Source organism: Streptomyces prunicolor NBRC 13075 (assembly GCF_000367365.1).
GTDB classification, from domain to species: Bacteria; Actinomycetota; Actinomycetes; order Streptomycetales; family Streptomycetaceae; genus Streptomyces; species Streptomyces prunicolor.
On record NZ_BARF01000130.1, the window covers coordinates 38,117 to 52,527 of the forward strand.

Genomic DNA, 14,411 nt, shown 5'->3' on the forward strand with positions numbered 1-14,411 from the left:
GAGGCGGCGGCATGCAAAGACACGGCACATGACCACACCGGCCGACCGAGCGGACCGGGGTCGCGCCGCGCGTAAACGCGTTGCCCGTTCCGCCCACGCCGGCTGGATCCCCGCCGTGGACCGCCCGGACCCCGTGGCCGTACTGGAACGACAGGGCCGGGACAGACTCCCGGAACTCCTCCCCATCCGGTACGGCCGCATGGCCGCCTCCCCCTTCGCCTTCCTGCGCGGCTCCGCCGCCGTGATGGCCGCCGACCTCGCGTCCCAGCCGCACACCGGCCTCACCGTCCAGCTCTGCGGCGACGCGCACCTCCTCAACTTCGGCCTCTACGCCTCCCCGGAACGCGCCCTGCTCTTCGACCTCAACGACTTCGACGAGACGTTCCCGGGCCCCTTCGAGTGGGACGTCAAGCGCCTCGCCGCGAGCGTGGCCGTCGCCGCCCGCGAGAACGGCCAGAGCGATACGAAGGCCCACCACGCCGCGCTGGAGGCGACAGCCGCGTACCGTACGGCCCTCCGCGGTCTGGCCCGCAAGGGCGAACTCGCCGTCTGGTACGAGCGGATCGACGCCGACAGCCTGCTGCCGCTGGTCCGTTCGGCCCGGCACCGCCGCCGGGTGGAGTCCAGCCTCACCCGGGCCCGCCGCCGCACCAGCCTGCACGCCGTGGGCAAACTGACCGAGACCGTGGACGGCCGCCGCCGTATCGTCCACGACCCGCCCCTGCTGGAACCGGCCGGCGCCGCCGACATGGCCTCCCTGCGCAAGATCTTCAGCGACTACCGCTCCACCCTCTCCGAGGAACGCCGTCTGCTCCTCGACCGCTACCGCTTCGTCGACGCGGCCCGCAAGGTCGTCGGCGTCGGCAGCGTCGGCACCCGCTGCTTCATCGTGCTGCTCGCCGGCCGCGACCAGGACGACCCGCTGTTCCTCCAGATCAAGGAGGCGCGGAAGTCCGTACTGGAGGAGCATCTGCCGAACGGCCCCTACGTCCACCCCGGCCACCGGGTCGTCGCGGGCCAGCGCCTGCTCCAGGCGGCCAGCGACATCTTCCTCGGCTGGATGACGGGACCGCAGGGCCGCGCCTTCTACTGGCGCCAACTCCGTGACATGAAGGGCTCCGCGGACGTCGTCGGTATGGGCCCGGGGGCGCTCACGGCGTACGCCCGCCTCTGCGGCAACGCCCTGGCCCGCGCCCACGCCCGCTCCGGCGACCGCGTCGCCATCGCCGCCTACCTGGGCAACACCGACACTTTCGAACGCGCCGTGGCGGACTTCGCCCTGTCCTACGCCGGTCAGACGACCGCCGACCACGCGGCCCTGGGAGCGGCGGTCGCGGCGGGCGTGATCACGGCGGCACCGGGCATCTGACCAGCCCCCTCACCCTCCACGAACACCCTCCACGAAAAAGAAGATGCACACCGAGTGACCGACTCCCTACGCTGGAGACGCATTGCGGAGCAGGTCACCACCGTTTCACGCAGGGCCGGCGTCACCCTGCGGAGTCGGCGCTAGTCTCTGTCGCACCCAACCCACCGACGGTCGGCCGCCCACCCCAGCGCCGTGTCGGGACACGTCCACACCGCTCAGACACCACACCCACGCCCACGGAGGCCCGTCATGGGCACCATCGTCATATCCGGGACCGTCGTCCTGGTCGTCCTGGGATTCGGAAACCACGTCTGGTGGCTCGCCGCCGTCGCCGTGCTCTTCCTCTACGTTCAGTACGGCAGGGACTCGACGTCGTCCACCTCATCGACCTCGTCCACGTCATCCACGTCGTCCGGCGCTTCCTCCTCGGGAAGCACCCCGTCGAGCTACCGCGCGTACCGCGACCGCCGTGACAAGCAGGCCAAGTGGGAGCGCCGTTACCAGCGCGAGCGCCCCCTGGAGTCCCGCCGGCAGGCGCGCGAGAAGAGCAAGTAGGAGAAGAGGCGCACGTAGGAGACCGGGGCGCCCGTCACAACCCGGGGGCGCCCCACACCGGGAACCACCGGCTCAGATCCTGCTCGATCCGCAGGTCGTTGCCGAGCATCGACTTGACCTGGAGTTCCAGCGAGCTGTCGCGCCGCTGACCGTCACCGGCCAGCGGCGCGAACGGGAAGAACGACCCGCGCTTGTACAGATAGACGAGCGCGAGCCGCCGGCCCCCGTCATCCTCGAACCCGGCCAGCGAGCAGAGCAGTTGAGGCCCGAAGCCGTTGACCTCCATCGCGCTGTTCACCGCGTGCAGATCGTTCACCAGCGCCGACAACTGATCCGGTGTCCGGCGCGAGACCAGCCACGAGTAGCCGTACGCATCCTGGGTCAACTCCACCGGCGGACCGGTGCGTTCGGCGTCCGCGTCCAGCAGCGCCTGGACCTCCCGGTGCGTCTGCTCGAACGCCCCGCCCTCCACCGTCGCGAAGCACACCGCACCGCGCCCGGTCGCCCGGAACCCGGCCGCCGCCTCCAGCGTCACCGCCGCCGAGGGCAGCGCGAACAGCTGGTCGAGATCGGGAGCGACCGGTTTCGTACGGCCGAGCAGGATGTCCAGCAACCCCATCCTCAGTCCGCCTTCCCGATGCCGGGCACCGCCGCCTCACCCAACTCGGCGGAGATCCGCCCCAGTTGGTCGAGCCGCTGCTCCAGGCTCGGGTGGGTCGAGAAGAACCGCGCGATACCGGGCTCGGCGCCGTTCGCCGGGCTGAAGTAGAAGGCGTTGAAGGCCTGCGCGGTCCGCAGGTCCTTGGTCGGGATCCGCGCGATGTCGCCGTCGACCTTGGTGAGCGCGGACGCCAGCGCCGAGGGCTTGCCGGTGAGCAGCGCCGCCGCCCGGTCGGCCGCGAGCTCCCGGTACCGGGACAGCGCCCGGATCAGCAGGAAGCTGATCGCGTACACGGCCGCCGAGATCCCCATGATCCCCGCGAAGACGGCCAGCGTGTTCTGGTCTTTCCGCCCCCGGAAGATCTGCGAATAGAACGCGAACCGGACCATGAGCCCGGCGAGCACGCCGAGGAACGACGCCACCGTGATCACGGCCACGTCCTTGTGCGCCACATGCGACAGCTCGTGCGCGAGCACACCCTCCAACTCGGCGGGCTCCAGCCGCCGTAGCAGCCCGGTGGTCACGCAGATGACGGCGTGATCGGCGTTCCGCCCGGTGGCGAAGGCGTTGGGCATGTCGATGTCGGAAACGGCGACGACAGGTTTCGGCATATCGGCGACGGCACACAGCCGGTCGATCACACCGTGCAGCTCGGGATACTCCTCCCGCTCCACGATCCGCCCGTGCATCGCGTACAGCGCGATCCGGTCGGAGAACCAGTACTGCGCGACGAGCAGCCCGCCCGCCAGCACCACGACCAGCACCCAGGACTTCAGCAACACGATCAGCGCGGCCACGAACGCCACGTACAACAGCCCGAGCAGGAACAGCGTCAGACCCATACGTACGGTCAACCGCCGGTCGCTCCGGAAGCGGCTCTGCATCTGCCATCACCCCGCAGTCAGGCACTCGTCCCACCGCCCAGTGTGCACCCGGCGCTTCCCATGAAGTGGTCCCGATCGGCCCTAGGCGGAGCAAAAGGTCGGCGGAACACCTGAGAATCCGATGAGCGCGAGCGGGAAGGCGAGGGCGCAGGTCAGCCGGGGAGCCCGGCCTCCCACAGCCGCCGCGTCAGCACGTACTCACTGAACAGATGCCGCGCCCGCCCGAGCAGCTCACCCACCTCGGGATCCCCGGGCGTCATCCCCTCCTCCAGATGCCACCGCTGCACCACCCGCGCACCCCAGGCCCGCACCTTCTCGTCCGGATCGTCGAGCACGGTCACGGCGGCCCGCAGCCGTACGATCCCGCCCCGCGCGTCCAACAGCCGGAACGCGCCGACGCGCACATGCCGGGGCCACCCTTTGGGCCACCCGCCCGCGAGCCGTTCCATGAGCCACCCGTCCGGCACCAGCCCGGCCGACGGCAACAGCGCGAGCGTCGCCTCCCGCACGACCCCGGGCGCCGGATCATCGAGCAACGGCAGCATCCGCCGTACGTCCACGACGTCCAGCAGCCGCAACCCGGCCACGGCCCGAGCCCGCAGCGCGGCGGCCGGATGCCCGACGAACCCCCACAACACCTCGGCATCACCCCGCCCACCACACTCGGCGAGCCCGATCACGGCCCCCGGCGCAGGTTCCGCCGCAAGGCACCGAGCCCGGTACAACGCCAACGGATCACCCTCACCCTGCCGCACGACATACCGCGCACAGGCCCGCACGACCCCGGACCGATCGGCGAGAAACCCCTCGGCTCGCTCCGTCGGCCCCGCCGCCCGCAACGCGGTGACGCCGGTCGCCCGGGCCCGCGGATTCCGCGCCCCGAGCAACGGCTCGAGCACCTCGTCGTAGCCGCCCGTCTTCGCCACGGTGGCCAGCGCGGCCTCCGCGCACAGGTTCTGTACGACGGCGTCGGTGTCCCGGGCGGCGGCGCGGGCGAGTTCGCCGGGGGAGAGGATCCCCTCCTCGACGGCGAGGCGATGGACGAAGCGGCGTACGGCACGGTCGGGGTGGACGAAGAGGGGAGCGAGCTGCTCACGGGACGCCGGCCGCAGCACTCCGCCGACCAGCTCGATGGCGAAGGCACCCCGCCCCCGCCGCCCGAAGAGCAGAATCAGCGGCGCGAGCGCGACGCCGGTCCCCACATCGAGGGACGCCCGGAGCAACTCCCGCGCCCGCTCCCGCACTTGTTCAACCCAGTCGGCACACCGAACGACCACCAACGGCAGCAACTCCGAGCACCCGACGGCCTGTTGGAGCGCGGCCTCCCGGATCCTGCCGTCGCGGTGGCACAGGTCGATCGCGAGTTCAGGCTCGGCGAGCCAGGCAGGCGCATACGGTTCGCACCGCAGCATCTCGTCCAGCCGAAGCCAGGCCAGGGGATCCCGACCGTCCATCTTCTCGTCCATCTCTAGTACGGCGCCCGGAAGTTGACGTACCCCAACAGCACAATGACCGCGACGACACTCCCCAACACAACAACCGTCGATATCCACGAAGACCGACGAGGCCCCACCCCCTCGGGCTCACCCCGGAACGGCACCGGCCCCGGAGGGTTCTCCTTCCACCGTGCGGCAAGCATCCGCGCCCGGGCGGACGGCTCCTTGTGCTCGGCCCCGTCGGCCCACTTGAGGTCGAACTCCCGCTCCTCGTCGCCCTGTTGCGCCATCCCCGTTACCTTTCTCGAACAACCGTGTCAGTGACGATGATCCCTGGCTGTAACCGGTCTGTGAAGCGAGTTCCGGGCGAGTGGGTTCTGGGCAGACGGCAGCGCCCCCGCCTCTCCGAGGAGAGACGGGGGCGCCGAGGGCACTGGGCCGGTTCGATCACACGTCGAAGTACAGCTCGAACTCGTGCGGGTGCGGACGCAGCTGCAGCGGTGCGATCTCGTTCGTGCGCTTGAAGTCGATCCACGTCTCGATCAGGTCGGGCGTGAAGACGTCGCCCGCGAGCAGGAACTCGTGGTCGGCCTCGAGGCGGTCGAGGACGGCCGGGAGGGAGGTCGGGACCTGGGCGACGCCCGCGTGCTCCTCGGGGGCCAGCTCGTAGAGGTCCTTGTCGATCGGCTCGGCCGGCTCGATCTTGTTCTTGATGCCGTCCAGGCCCGCCAGGAGGAGCGCGGAGAAGGCGAGGTACGGGTTGCCGGAGGAGTCGGGCGCGCGGAACTCGACGCGCTTGGCCTTCGGGTTGGAGCCCGTGATCGGGATGCGCATCGCGGCGGAGCGGTTGCGCTGCGAGTACACCAGGTTGACCGGCGCCTCGAAGCCCGGCACCAGGCGGTGGTACGAGTTCACCGTCGGGTTGGTGAACGCGAGCAGCGACGGGGCGTGCTTGAGGATGCCGCCGATGTAGTAGCGGGCGAGGTCCGACAGACCCGCGTAGCCGGCCTCGTCGTAGAAGAGCGGGGTGCCGCCGGCCCACAGCGACGAGTGGACGTGCATGCCCGAGCCGTTGTCGCCGAAGATCGGCTTCGGCATGAAGGTCGCGGTCTTGCCGTTGCGCCAGGCCACGTTCTTCACGATGTACTTGAAGAGCTGGAGGTCGTCGGCCGCGGCGAGCAGCGTGTTGAACTTGTAGTTGATCTCGGCCTGGCCGGCGGTGCCCACCTCGTGGTGCTGGCGCTCGACCTGGAGGCCGGACGCGGCCAGCTCCAGGGAGATCTCCGCACGCAGGTCGGCGAAGTGGTCGACCGGCGGGGTCGGGAAGTAGCCGCCCTTGTAGCGGACCTTGTAACCGCGGTTGTCCTCGACCGCACCGGTGTTCCAGGCGCCCGCCTCGGAGTCGATGTGGTAGAAGCTCTCGTTCGCCTTGGTCTCGAAGCGCACGCTGTCGAAGACGTAGAACTCGGCCTCGGGACCGAAGTACGCGGTGTCGGCGATACCGGTGGAGGCGAGGTACGCCTCCGCCTTCTTCGCCACGTTGCGCGGGTCACGGGAGTACTGCTCGCCCGTGATCGGGTCGTGGATGAAGAAGTTGATGTTGACCGTCTTGTCGCGACGGAAGGGGTCCACACGCGCGGTCGACAGGTCGGCGCGGAGCGCCATGTCGGACTCGTGGATGGCCTGGAAGCCGCGGATCGAGGAGCCGTCGAAGGCGAGTTCCTCGTCCGGGTCGAAGGCCGTCGCCGGCAGTGTGAAGTGCTGCATCACACCCGGCAGATCGCAGAATCGGACGTCGACGAACTTGACGTCCTCGTCCGCGATGAACTTCTTGGCCTCGTCGGCGTTCTGGAACATCCAGCTCCTCCTACTCCCGACCGTCCGTGCCGGGGTGGTAGTTCGTTCGTGCGGCCAGTGCGGTGGCACACGCTGGACCCGACCTTAGGGACGGGGGATTTCTCCAGCGTGACCCATTTGTTTCGCCCAAGTTAACCGGTCTTGGGCCCGCTGGCCCCTCCTGTCCGCATGGCAGAACGCGGGCAGTACCGTGGACGGGTGGACAACAGGGATGCAATCGGATCGTGGCTCTCCGGGCCCCGCGAGGCCGCGGAGCGAGCAGGTGTCGACTTCGGATACCGCGGCGAGCAGCTCGGTCTGCCCGAGGACGGCCCCGGCTCGATCGCCCGCCCCGGCCGTCGCCTCGGCGCCCTCGCCGTCGACTGGGCCCTGTGCCTGTTGATCGCATACGGCCTGCTCACCCACGGCTACAAGCCGGGCGCGACCGGCAACTGGGCGCTCCTCGTCTTCTTCGTCCTCAGCGCCCTCACCGTCGGCACGATCGGCTTCACCCCGGGCAAGCGCCTCTTCGGCCTCCGCGTGTACGCCCTCGACACCGGCCGCCCCAACCCCCTGCGCACCCTGCTCCGCACCGCCCTGCTGTGCATCGCGATCCCGGCCCTGATCTGGGACCGGGACGGTCGGGGGCTGCACGACCGGTTCGCGCGCACGGTGGAGGTCCGGATCTAACGGCAGTCGTACGACATCCAGCAGTAGTCCTACGACAGAGGGGCGCCCGGGACGATCTCCGGGCGCCCCCTTTGGCGTGCCGGGTGGGTGACGGTGGGGCTGTTACGGCCCGGGGTCCGGGGAGGGGCGGGCCGGGGCCGGGACACTGGCGCCGTTCCCTACGGAGGCGGTGCGCAGGATGCCAGCAGGCGACAAGTCGACGATCGTGACCCGGGCGCCGGGGGTCGCCGAGATCGCGGCCCGGCACACGGACGAGGCGGAGACCGCGCGGCGGCTCTCGCCGGAGGTGGTGCGGGCGGTACTGGACGCCGGGTTCGCGCGGCACTTCGTACCGGTGGCCCATGGCGGCGAGGCCGGTGGTTTCACCGAACTGACCTCCGCCGTCGGCCTGGTGGGGGAGGGCTGCACCTCGGCGGCGTGGGCGGCCTCGCTCGCCGCGTACGCCGGGCGGTACGCGGCGTTCCTCCCCGCGGAGGGCCAGGCCGAGATCTGGGCGGACGGCCCGGACGCCCTGCTGGCCGGCGCGCTCATGCCGTCCGGCAAGGCGGAGCCCGTGGCCGGCGGCTGGCGGCTGAGCGGTGAGTGGAAATACATCAGCGGGGTCCACTTCGCCGACTGGGCGCTCGCCTGCGCGGCGGTCCCCGCCGAGGGCCCGGCCGACCCCGACGCACGCCCCGAGGTGCGGTTCTTCGCCGTACCGCGGGCGGACTTCTCGATCGAGGACAGCTGGTTCACCGTAGGGATGCGCGGAACGGGCAGCGACACCCTGGTCCTCGCCGACGCCTTCGTGCCCGAACACCGCACCCTGGCGCGGTCGGTGGTGCACGCCGGCCGGGCGCCCGCCTCGGACGCCCGCTGCCACCTCGTCCCGATGCACGCCGTGAACGCGCTGCCGTTCGCCGCCCCGCTGATCGGCGCGGCCCGGGGTGCGCTGCGGGCCTGGATCGCCCGAACCGGTGCGCGCGTCGACCGCCGCGGCCAGGCCGTGGGCGAGAAGCCCTCGACCCAGGTCGCGCTGGCCCGCTCGGCCGCGGAGGTGGACGCCGCCGAACTGTTGATCCTCCGTACGGCGGCGATCGCCGACGGCACGGAGGAAAACCCACCGGGCGGCGAGGCCGCGGTCCGGGGCGCCCGGGACCTGGCACTGGCGGTGGAACTCCTGGTCTCGGCGGTAGACCGCGTCTTCCGCGCGAGCGGCACGTCCGGCCAGTCCTCGTCCGACCCGGTGCAGCGCTTCTGGCGCGACGTGAACAGCGCCGCGTCCCATGTCGCGCTCTCCTTCGAGACGACAGGCGCGGCCTACGGCGCCTGGGCGCTTTCCGGCGAGGAGAAGGCTGGGGCCGTGCGCTGAGCAGGCCTGGCGCTCCGGTCCCGGTTGCCGGTCGGGGGCGCTGCCCGCATAGTCGATCTGGACCCGGGTGGCGGTCCCGATCACTGTCGGTGAGCCGCTTCCGAGGCTGCCCCGAGGCTGCTGAACCCGCGGTGGCCTCCGCGAGGCCCGACAGGTGGTGCACCGTCATGCCGGAGCGTCAGGAAGTACTGGAAACCGCACGAGCGGCGGTGGCGCCGGAGGAGTTCCGGGCCGCGATGGCCCGCTTCCCCTCGGGTGTCGTGGTCGTCACCACGTGCTGCGAGGACGGAACCCCGCGCGGTTTCACGGCCAGCTCCTTCTGCTCGGTCTCGCTGGAACCGCCGATGGTCCTGGTCTGTCTGGCGAACTCCGCCGACTCGGCGCCGTCGTTCGGCCACTGCGACCGCTTCGCCGTGAGCGTGCTGGCCCCGGCTCACCGCCCGCTCGCCGTGCGCTTCGCGACCAAGGGCACCGACAAGTTCGCGTCGGGCGGCCTGCGCACCAGCCCGGACGGCCTGCCCACGGTCGACCGCGCCCTCTCCGAACTGGACTGCACCGCCCACGCACGACACCCGGCCGGGGACCATACGGTCCTCATCGGCCGGGTGACGGGAGTGCGACTGGGGGAAGGCTCCCCGATGGTGTATTACGACCGGGGGTTCAGGACCTTGGCCTGATGCGCCTGCTGTGCCTGATACGGCGGACCTGACATGACTGAGGGGCGCCCGGATTTGATCCGGGCGCCCCTCAGTCGTAGAAACCGTGTGTGCGGCTCAGCGGGCCTTGCCGCCGCCCTTCGGGAGCTTCATGCCCTTCGGCATCGGGCCCTTTGGCAACGGCATATTGCTCATCAGGTCGCCCATCGCACGCAGGCGGTCGTTCGTCGCCGTCACCTGCGGGCCGGTCAGGACCCTCGGCAGCTTCAGCATCGTCGTGCGGACCTTCTTGAGCGGGATCTGGCCCTCGCCCGTGCCGACCATCACGTCGTGCACCGGGACGTCCGCGACGATGCGGTTCATCTTCTTCTTCTCGGCGGCCAGCAGGGACTTCACCCGGTTCGGGTTGCCCTCGGCGACCAGCACGATGCCGGCCTTGCCGACCGCGCGGTGCACCACGTCCTGGCTGCGGTTCATCGCCACCGCCGGAGTCGTCGTCCAGCCCCGGCCGACGTTGTCCAGTACCGCGGCGGCAGCGCCCGGCTGGCCCTCCATCTGCCCGAAGGCCGCCCGCTCGGCGCGTCGTCCGAAGACGATCGCCGCCGCGAGGAAGGCGAGCAGCAGGCCGAGAATGCCCAGATAGATGGGGTGACCGAGCAAGAAGCCGATCGCGAGGAAGACACCGAAGGTGACAATTCCGACAGCCGCGAGTACAAGACCGATCGTCTTGTCGGCCTTGCGCGTCATCTTGTACGTCAGAGCGATCTGCTTGAGTCGCCCGGGGTTCGCAGCGTTTTCCGCTGTCGTGTCCTTCCTCGCCATGCGAGGAAGTCTACGTGCCCGCGGGAGCGCCGACGACGGCGGTGCCCGCAGGACGGGGATCAGGAGTGCGAGGTGAGGGCCTGCTCGATGACGAGCTGCGCCTCGACCCGGTCCTTGGCGCGGCGGCGGTCCTCCAGGACGGAGGTCCACGCGTTGCGGCGGGCGGTGCGCTGGCCGCTGCTCAGCAGCAGCGACTCGACCGCGCGCAGGGCGTCGGTGACGGACGGGATGGCGGTGGCACGGACGGGCGCGGCCTGCATCGTGGAGGTCCCCCCTCGGAACGGCTCTGGGTATGGGTCTACGTGCTGTAAATGCAGTGTCACTGTTTGGTGTTACCAGGGCGTGACCGACCGGTCAAACGCCAATGAAACCTTGATGCGTGGGGCCCAAACGCTGACGCGGCCCTGATGGGCGCCCTCATCTGGGAGGACGGTCAGGACCGCGTCGTAGCGAAGTGCTACCCGCGAGTAGCTGCTTGTGCGCGAATTCACACAGCCGTGGGCGAGTTGGGGCTGACCGAGGTCACACCGCTTGCGAGGCCACGTACGCGCCTCGCTTCTCGATCGCCATCTGGTACAGGCGCCCGGCGCGGTACGAAGAGCGCACCAGCGGGCCGGACATGACGCCGGAGAAGCCGATCTGGTCGGCCTCCTCCTTCAGCTCCACGAACTCGTGCGGCTTCACCCAGCGCTCCACGGGGTGGTGCCGTACGGACGGCCGCAGGTACTGCGTGATGGTCACCAACTCGCAGCCCGCCTCGTGCAGTTGGCGCAGCGCCTCGCTGACCTCCTCGCGGGTCTCGCCCATCCCGAGGATCAGGTTCGACTTGGTGACCAGGCCGTAGTCGCGGGCCTCGGTGATGACCTTGAGGGAGCGGTCGTAGCGGAAGCCGGGGCGGATGCGCTTGAAGATGCGCGGGACCGTCTCGACGTTGTGCGCGAAGACCTCGGGGCGGGACGAGAAGACCTCGGCCAGCTGCTCCGGGACCGCGTTGAAGTCGGGGGCCAGCAGCTCGACCTTGGTGCGGCCGGCCTCGCGGGACTCCGTCTGCTGGTGGATCTGGCGGACCGTCTCGGCGTACAGCCAGGCGCCGCCGTCCTCCAGGTCGTCGCGGGCGACGCCGGTGATCGTGGCGTAGTTCAGGTCCATCGTGACCACCGACTCGCCGACCCGGCGCGGCTCGTCGCGGTCCAGGGCCTCGGGCTTGCCGGTGTCGATCTGGCAGAAGTCGCAGCGCCGGGTGCACTGGTCGCCGCCGATGAGGAAGGTCGCCTCGCGGTCCTCCCAGCACTCGTAGATGTTGGGGCAGCCGGCTTCCTGGCAGACCGTGTGCAGGCCCTCGCTCTTCACGAGCGCCTGCATCTTCGTGTACTCGGGACCCATTTTCGCCCGGGTCTTGATCCACTCGGGCTTGCGCTCGATGGGGGTCTGGGCGTTCCGGACCTCCAGGCGCAGCATCTTGCGTCCGTCTGGGGTGACTGCGGACACATCGGCTCCCTGTAGCTTCGATTCTTCGGCGTACACCAGGGTACGCCCGTGATTTCCGACCCCCGCCTTGAGGCCAACCGCAGAGCGGAAAGTCACATTCCCGGGTCAGGCGGTCGCCTTCTCGATCTCCCGCGGCTTCGGATCCGCGTGCTCCAGTACGTCCTTCAGATGCCGCTCGACCACCGGCAGCACCTCGTCGATCGTCACGTCCCGGCCCAGCTCGGCGGCCAGTGAGGCGACGCCCGCGTCGCGGATGCCGCACGGGATGATGCGGTCGAACCAGCGGTTGTCCGGGTTCACGTTCAGCGCGAAGCCGTGCATCGTGACGCCCTTGGCGACGCGGATGCCGATCGCGGCGATCTTGCGGTCCTCGCGGCGCTGGCCGGCGTTCGACGGCGCGTACTCCGGGCCGTTCATCCGCGGGTCGAACTCCTCGTCCTGAAGCCGGGGATCGAAGTCCAGGGACAGCCCGCCGATCGACGGCCGCTGCTCCATGGGATCTCCCAGCACCCACACCCCGCTGCGCCCCTCGACCCGGCTGGTCTCCACGCCGAACTCCGCGCACACCCGGATCAGCGCCTCCTCCAGGCGTCGTACGTGCGCGACGACGTCCACCGGGCGGGGCAGCTGCTGGATCGGGTAGCCGACGAGCTGGCCGGGGCCGTGCCAGGTGATCTTGCCGCCGCGGTCCACGTCGATCACCGGGGTGCCGTCCAGCGGGCGCTCGTTGTCCTGCGTGCGGCGGCCCGCCGTGTAGACCGGCGGGTGCTCCAGGAGCAGCACGGTGTCGGGGACCTCGTCCGCGAAGCGGGCCGCGTGCACCCGGCGTTGCTCGTCCCACGCCTCCTGGTACTCGACGGCCTCCGCGCCGAAGCCCATCCGGACGAACCGCAACTCACCCACGGCAAGCGCCTCCTCAGCAGCACCTATGAGTCGTAAGGCACGAAACATGCCTACGCCACTGTACGACCGACCACTGACAGCCCACCGGGCGGTCGGAACCGTCAGCCCTACGACCAATCCTCACACGATCGGATGAATGCACGTCGGAATGTGCGACGGGATGCTTACGCTCCGCTACATTCGCGCCGTTCACGAGGCCAAAAGGGCTGCTCACAGGCAATCCGGGCAGGCAGCGACCGCACCGGTCGCTGTGAGGCCCGAAAGGCAGGAGACCGCACCGCAGATGACGGAACGACCCGCGCAGCGCACTCCCAACCGTCAGCTCGCCGCGCTCATCGCAGAAGCGGGGTTCTCCAACGCAGGTCTCGCCCGTCGCGTGGACCAGCTCGGTCTGGAGCACGGACTCGATCTCAGATACGACAAGACCTCCGTCACCCGGTGGCTGCGCGGCCAGCAGCCCAGAGGCACCACGCCCGCCCTCATCGCCGAGGTCTTCACCCGGCGACTCGGGCGCCGCCTCACCGCGCAGGACCTCGGGCTCGACGCGTGCGCGCCGGTGTACGCCGGGCTCGAATTCGCCGCGACCCCCGAGGAGGCCGTCGACATCGTCAGCGGGCTGTGGCGCAAGGACTCCGGCAGCCACGCCGAGCTGCGCAAGATCGCCTTCACCCCGGCCGGGCTCGTGGTGCCCAGCCGGGACTGGCTGATCGGCCGCGCCGACGATCGGGTGGGCCGCGCCGAACCCGCCAACCGCGTGCCCCCACAGGGCCGCCCCGCCGTACCGCGCCAGCGCGGCCAGGCCGAACGCGGCCCCGGCCAGAAGGTCACCGGCGGCGACATCTCCGCGCTCCGCTCGGTCGGTGAACTCTTCCGCACCCTCGACAACGCCTACGGCGGCGGCCACGCCCGCCAGGCCCTCGTGCGCTACCTGGAGCACGAGACCGAACCGATGCTGCGCGGCACCTACGGCGAACAGACCGGCCGGCGCCTGTTCGCCGCGGCGGCCGACCTCACCCGGCTCGCGGGCTGGACGTCGTACGACATCGCCGCGCACGGGCTCGCGCAGCGGTACTTCGTGCAGGCGCTCCGCCTCTCGCAGGCCGCCGGGGACCGGGCCTACGGCTCGTACGTGCTCATGACCATGAGCCGGCAGGCCGTCTATCTCGGGCACGGGCGGGAGGCCGTACAGCTCGCGCGGGTGGCGCAGCAGGGGGTCGGGACCAGTGCGCCGCCCGTCGTGCAGGCGTTACTGCACTCCGTGGAGGCGCGGGCGCACGGGGTGCTCGGGGAGGTGCGGGCGTGCACCTCCGCGCTCGTGCGGGCCGAACGCGCCCTTGAGGCGGCGCGGGCGGGGGACGAAGTGCCTTACTGGGCGCGGTTCTTCGACGAGGCGCAGCTTGCCGACGAGTTCGGGCACGCGCATCGGGATCTCCAGCAGTTCCGGGCGGCCGCGCAGCATGCGGAGCGGTCGTTGCAGTTGCGGGCGCCCGCGTTTGCCCGAAGTCGGTTGTTCTGCCGGGTGGTTCTTGCCTCCGCTCGGCTCGGGCTCGGGGAGCTTGATCAGGCCTGTGTGCTGGGGGCGGAGGCGGCGGGGCAGGCGGCGGAGATGCGGTCGGTCCGGGCGGTCGAGTATGTGCGGGACTTCGAGCGGCGGCTCGAGCCGTACAAGGACGCGGCGCCGGTTCGGGGGTATCGCGACAAGGTCGCCGCGTACGGGTGAGGTGAGGGTGGCGCGTGGGCGGGACTGTGCGGCTCCGTTG

15 protein-coding genes are annotated in these 14,411 nt (G+C 70.6%); 6 read left to right on the plus strand and 9 right to left on the minus strand.

The window, feature by feature from the left end:
- Positions 1 to 28: 28 nt before the first annotated feature.
- Positions 29 to 1,369 carry a DUF2252 domain-containing protein gene (locus SPR02S_RS49375; protein WP_019064476.1) on the plus strand — a complete coding sequence of 447 codons (1,341 nt, stop codon included), beginning with the start codon at positions 29 to 31 and terminating at the stop codon, positions 1,367 to 1,369.
- Between the two features lie 249 nt (positions 1,370 to 1,618).
- Positions 1,619 to 1,924, plus strand: coding sequence for a hypothetical protein (locus SPR02S_RS49380; RefSeq protein ID WP_019064477.1), 306 nt, complete (start codon positions 1,619 to 1,621; stop codon positions 1,922 to 1,924).
- A gap of 34 nt (positions 1,925 to 1,958) precedes the next feature.
- On the opposite strand, the gene pspAB is transcribed toward SPR02S_RS49380, so the two are convergent.
- The 5 genes from pspAB to glnA all read right to left on the minus strand — a co-directional run bounded on the left by pspAB (position 1,959) and on the right by glnA (position 6,762).
- The gene (gene pspAB / locus SPR02S_RS49385; RefSeq protein ID WP_019064478.1) at positions 1,959 to 2,543 is read right to left on the minus strand and encodes a PspA-associated protein PspAB; all 585 of its coding nucleotides are present in this window, start codon (positions 2,541 to 2,543) and stop codon (positions 1,959 to 1,961) included.
- Between the two features lie 2 nt (positions 2,544 to 2,545).
- A complete protein-coding gene (htpX, locus tag SPR02S_RS49390; protein ID WP_019064479.1) occupies positions 2,546 to 3,469 on the minus strand; it encodes a zinc metalloprotease HtpX in 924 nt (307 codons plus the stop codon).
- A 152-nt stretch (positions 3,470 to 3,621) separates the two neighbouring features.
- The gene (locus SPR02S_RS49395; protein WP_019064480.1) at positions 3,622 to 4,935 is read right to left on the minus strand and encodes a hypothetical protein; all 1,314 of its coding nucleotides are present in this window, start codon (positions 4,933 to 4,935) and stop codon (positions 3,622 to 3,624) included.
- 2 nt (positions 4,936 to 4,937) lie between these two features.
- Positions 4,938 to 5,195 (minus strand): SCO2583/SCO2584 N-terminal domain-containing protein, encoded by a 258-nt coding sequence (locus tag SPR02S_RS49400; RefSeq protein WP_019064481.1) that lies wholly within the window; start codon positions 5,193 to 5,195, stop codon positions 4,938 to 4,940.
- 157 nt (positions 5,196 to 5,352) lie between these two features.
- Complete coding sequence (gene glnA / locus SPR02S_RS49405; protein ID WP_019064482.1) at positions 5,353 to 6,762, minus strand: type I glutamate--ammonia ligase; 1,410 nt, start codon at positions 6,760 to 6,762, stop codon at positions 5,353 to 5,355.
- A 198-nt stretch (positions 6,763 to 6,960) separates the two neighbouring features.
- Between glnA and SPR02S_RS49410 the strand changes: the two genes are divergently transcribed.
- From SPR02S_RS49410 to SPR02S_RS49420, 3 genes are all read left to right on the plus strand, one after another.
- Positions 6,961 to 7,431 carry an RDD family protein gene (locus tag SPR02S_RS49410; protein ID WP_019064483.1) on the plus strand — a complete coding sequence of 157 codons (471 nt, stop codon included), beginning with the start codon at positions 6,961 to 6,963 and terminating at the stop codon, positions 7,429 to 7,431.
- Positions 7,432 to 7,609: 178 nt separating this feature from the next.
- Positions 7,610 to 8,782 carry an acyl-CoA dehydrogenase family protein gene (locus SPR02S_RS49415; RefSeq protein ID WP_019064484.1) on the plus strand — a complete coding sequence of 391 codons (1,173 nt, stop codon included), beginning with the start codon at positions 7,610 to 7,612 and terminating at the stop codon, positions 8,780 to 8,782.
- A 167-nt stretch (positions 8,783 to 8,949) separates the two neighbouring features.
- Positions 8,950 to 9,459, plus strand: a complete 510-nt coding sequence (locus tag SPR02S_RS49420) for a flavin reductase family protein (protein WP_019064485.1) — start codon at positions 8,950 to 8,952, stop codon at positions 9,457 to 9,459.
- Positions 9,460 to 9,555: 96 nt separating this feature from the next.
- Here the strand turns inward: SPR02S_RS49420 and SPR02S_RS49425 are convergent, their stop codons facing one another.
- The 4 genes from SPR02S_RS49425 to lipB all read right to left on the minus strand — a co-directional run bounded on the left by SPR02S_RS49425 (position 9,556) and on the right by lipB (position 12,651).
- Entirely contained in the window at positions 9,556 to 10,260 is a 705-nt protein-coding gene (locus SPR02S_RS49425; RefSeq protein ID WP_019064486.1) for a DUF4191 domain-containing protein, read from the minus strand.
- A gap of 59 nt (positions 10,261 to 10,319) precedes the next feature.
- Entirely contained in the window at positions 10,320 to 10,520 is a 201-nt protein-coding gene (locus SPR02S_RS49430) for an SCO2195 family GlnR-regulated protein (RefSeq protein WP_019064487.1), read from the minus strand.
- 262 nt (positions 10,521 to 10,782) lie between these two features.
- The gene (gene lipA / locus SPR02S_RS49435; protein ID WP_020684297.1) at positions 10,783 to 11,748 is read right to left on the minus strand and encodes a lipoyl synthase; all 966 of its coding nucleotides are present in this window, start codon (positions 11,746 to 11,748) and stop codon (positions 10,783 to 10,785) included.
- A gap of 105 nt (positions 11,749 to 11,853) precedes the next feature.
- Positions 11,854 to 12,651, minus strand: coding sequence for a lipoyl(octanoyl) transferase LipB (gene lipB / locus SPR02S_RS49440; protein ID WP_019064489.1), 798 nt, complete (start codon positions 12,649 to 12,651; stop codon positions 11,854 to 11,856).
- A gap of 283 nt (positions 12,652 to 12,934) precedes the next feature.
- On the opposite strand from lipB, the gene SPR02S_RS49445 reads away from it, so the two are divergent.
- Positions 12,935 to 14,371: an NsdA family TPR-like regulatory protein gene (locus SPR02S_RS49445; protein WP_019064490.1), complete on the plus strand. Its 1,437-nt coding sequence runs from the start codon at positions 12,935 to 12,937 to the stop codon at positions 14,369 to 14,371.
- The last annotated feature ends 40 nt before the right edge of the window (positions 14,372 to 14,411 follow it).

Bases quoted from the DNA above. Each gene is read 5' to 3' on its own strand.
- SPR02S_RS49380 (WP_019064477.1), top strand. From the start codon at position 1,619: ATGGGCACCATCGTCATATCCGGGACCGTCGTCCTGGTCGTCCTGGGA.
- SPR02S_RS49430 (WP_019064487.1), bottom strand. From the start codon at position 10,520: ATGCAGGCCGCGCCCGTCCGTGCCACCGCCATCCCGTCCGTCACCGAC.
- SPR02S_RS49415 (WP_019064484.1), top strand. From the start codon at position 7,610: ATGCCAGCAGGCGACAAGTCGACGATCGTGACCCGGGCGCCGGGGGTC.
- SPR02S_RS49395 (WP_019064480.1), bottom strand. From the start codon at position 4,935: ATGGACGAGAAGATGGACGGTCGGGATCCCCTGGCCTGGCTTCGGCTG.
- SPR02S_RS49445 (WP_019064490.1), top strand. From the start codon at position 12,935: ATGACGGAACGACCCGCGCAGCGCACTCCCAACCGTCAGCTCGCCGCG.
- htpX (WP_019064479.1), bottom strand. From the start codon at position 3,469: ATGCAGAGCCGCTTCCGGAGCGACCGGCGGTTGACCGTACGTATGGGT.
- SPR02S_RS49375 (WP_019064476.1), top strand. From the start codon at position 29: ATGACCACACCGGCCGACCGAGCGGACCGGGGTCGCGCCGCGCGTAAA.
- SPR02S_RS49420 (WP_019064485.1), top strand. From the start codon at position 8,950: ATGCCGGAGCGTCAGGAAGTACTGGAAACCGCACGAGCGGCGGTGGCG.
- SPR02S_RS49425 (WP_019064486.1), bottom strand. From the start codon at position 10,260: ATGGCGAGGAAGGACACGACAGCGGAAAACGCTGCGAACCCCGGGCGA.
- SPR02S_RS49400 (WP_019064481.1), bottom strand. From the start codon at position 5,195: ATGGCGCAACAGGGCGACGAGGAGCGGGAGTTCGACCTCAAGTGGGCC.
- pspAB (WP_019064478.1), bottom strand. From the start codon at position 2,543: ATGGGGTTGCTGGACATCCTGCTCGGCCGTACGAAACCGGTCGCTCCC.
- glnA (WP_019064482.1), bottom strand. From the start codon at position 6,762: ATGTTCCAGAACGCCGACGAGGCCAAGAAGTTCATCGCGGACGAGGAC.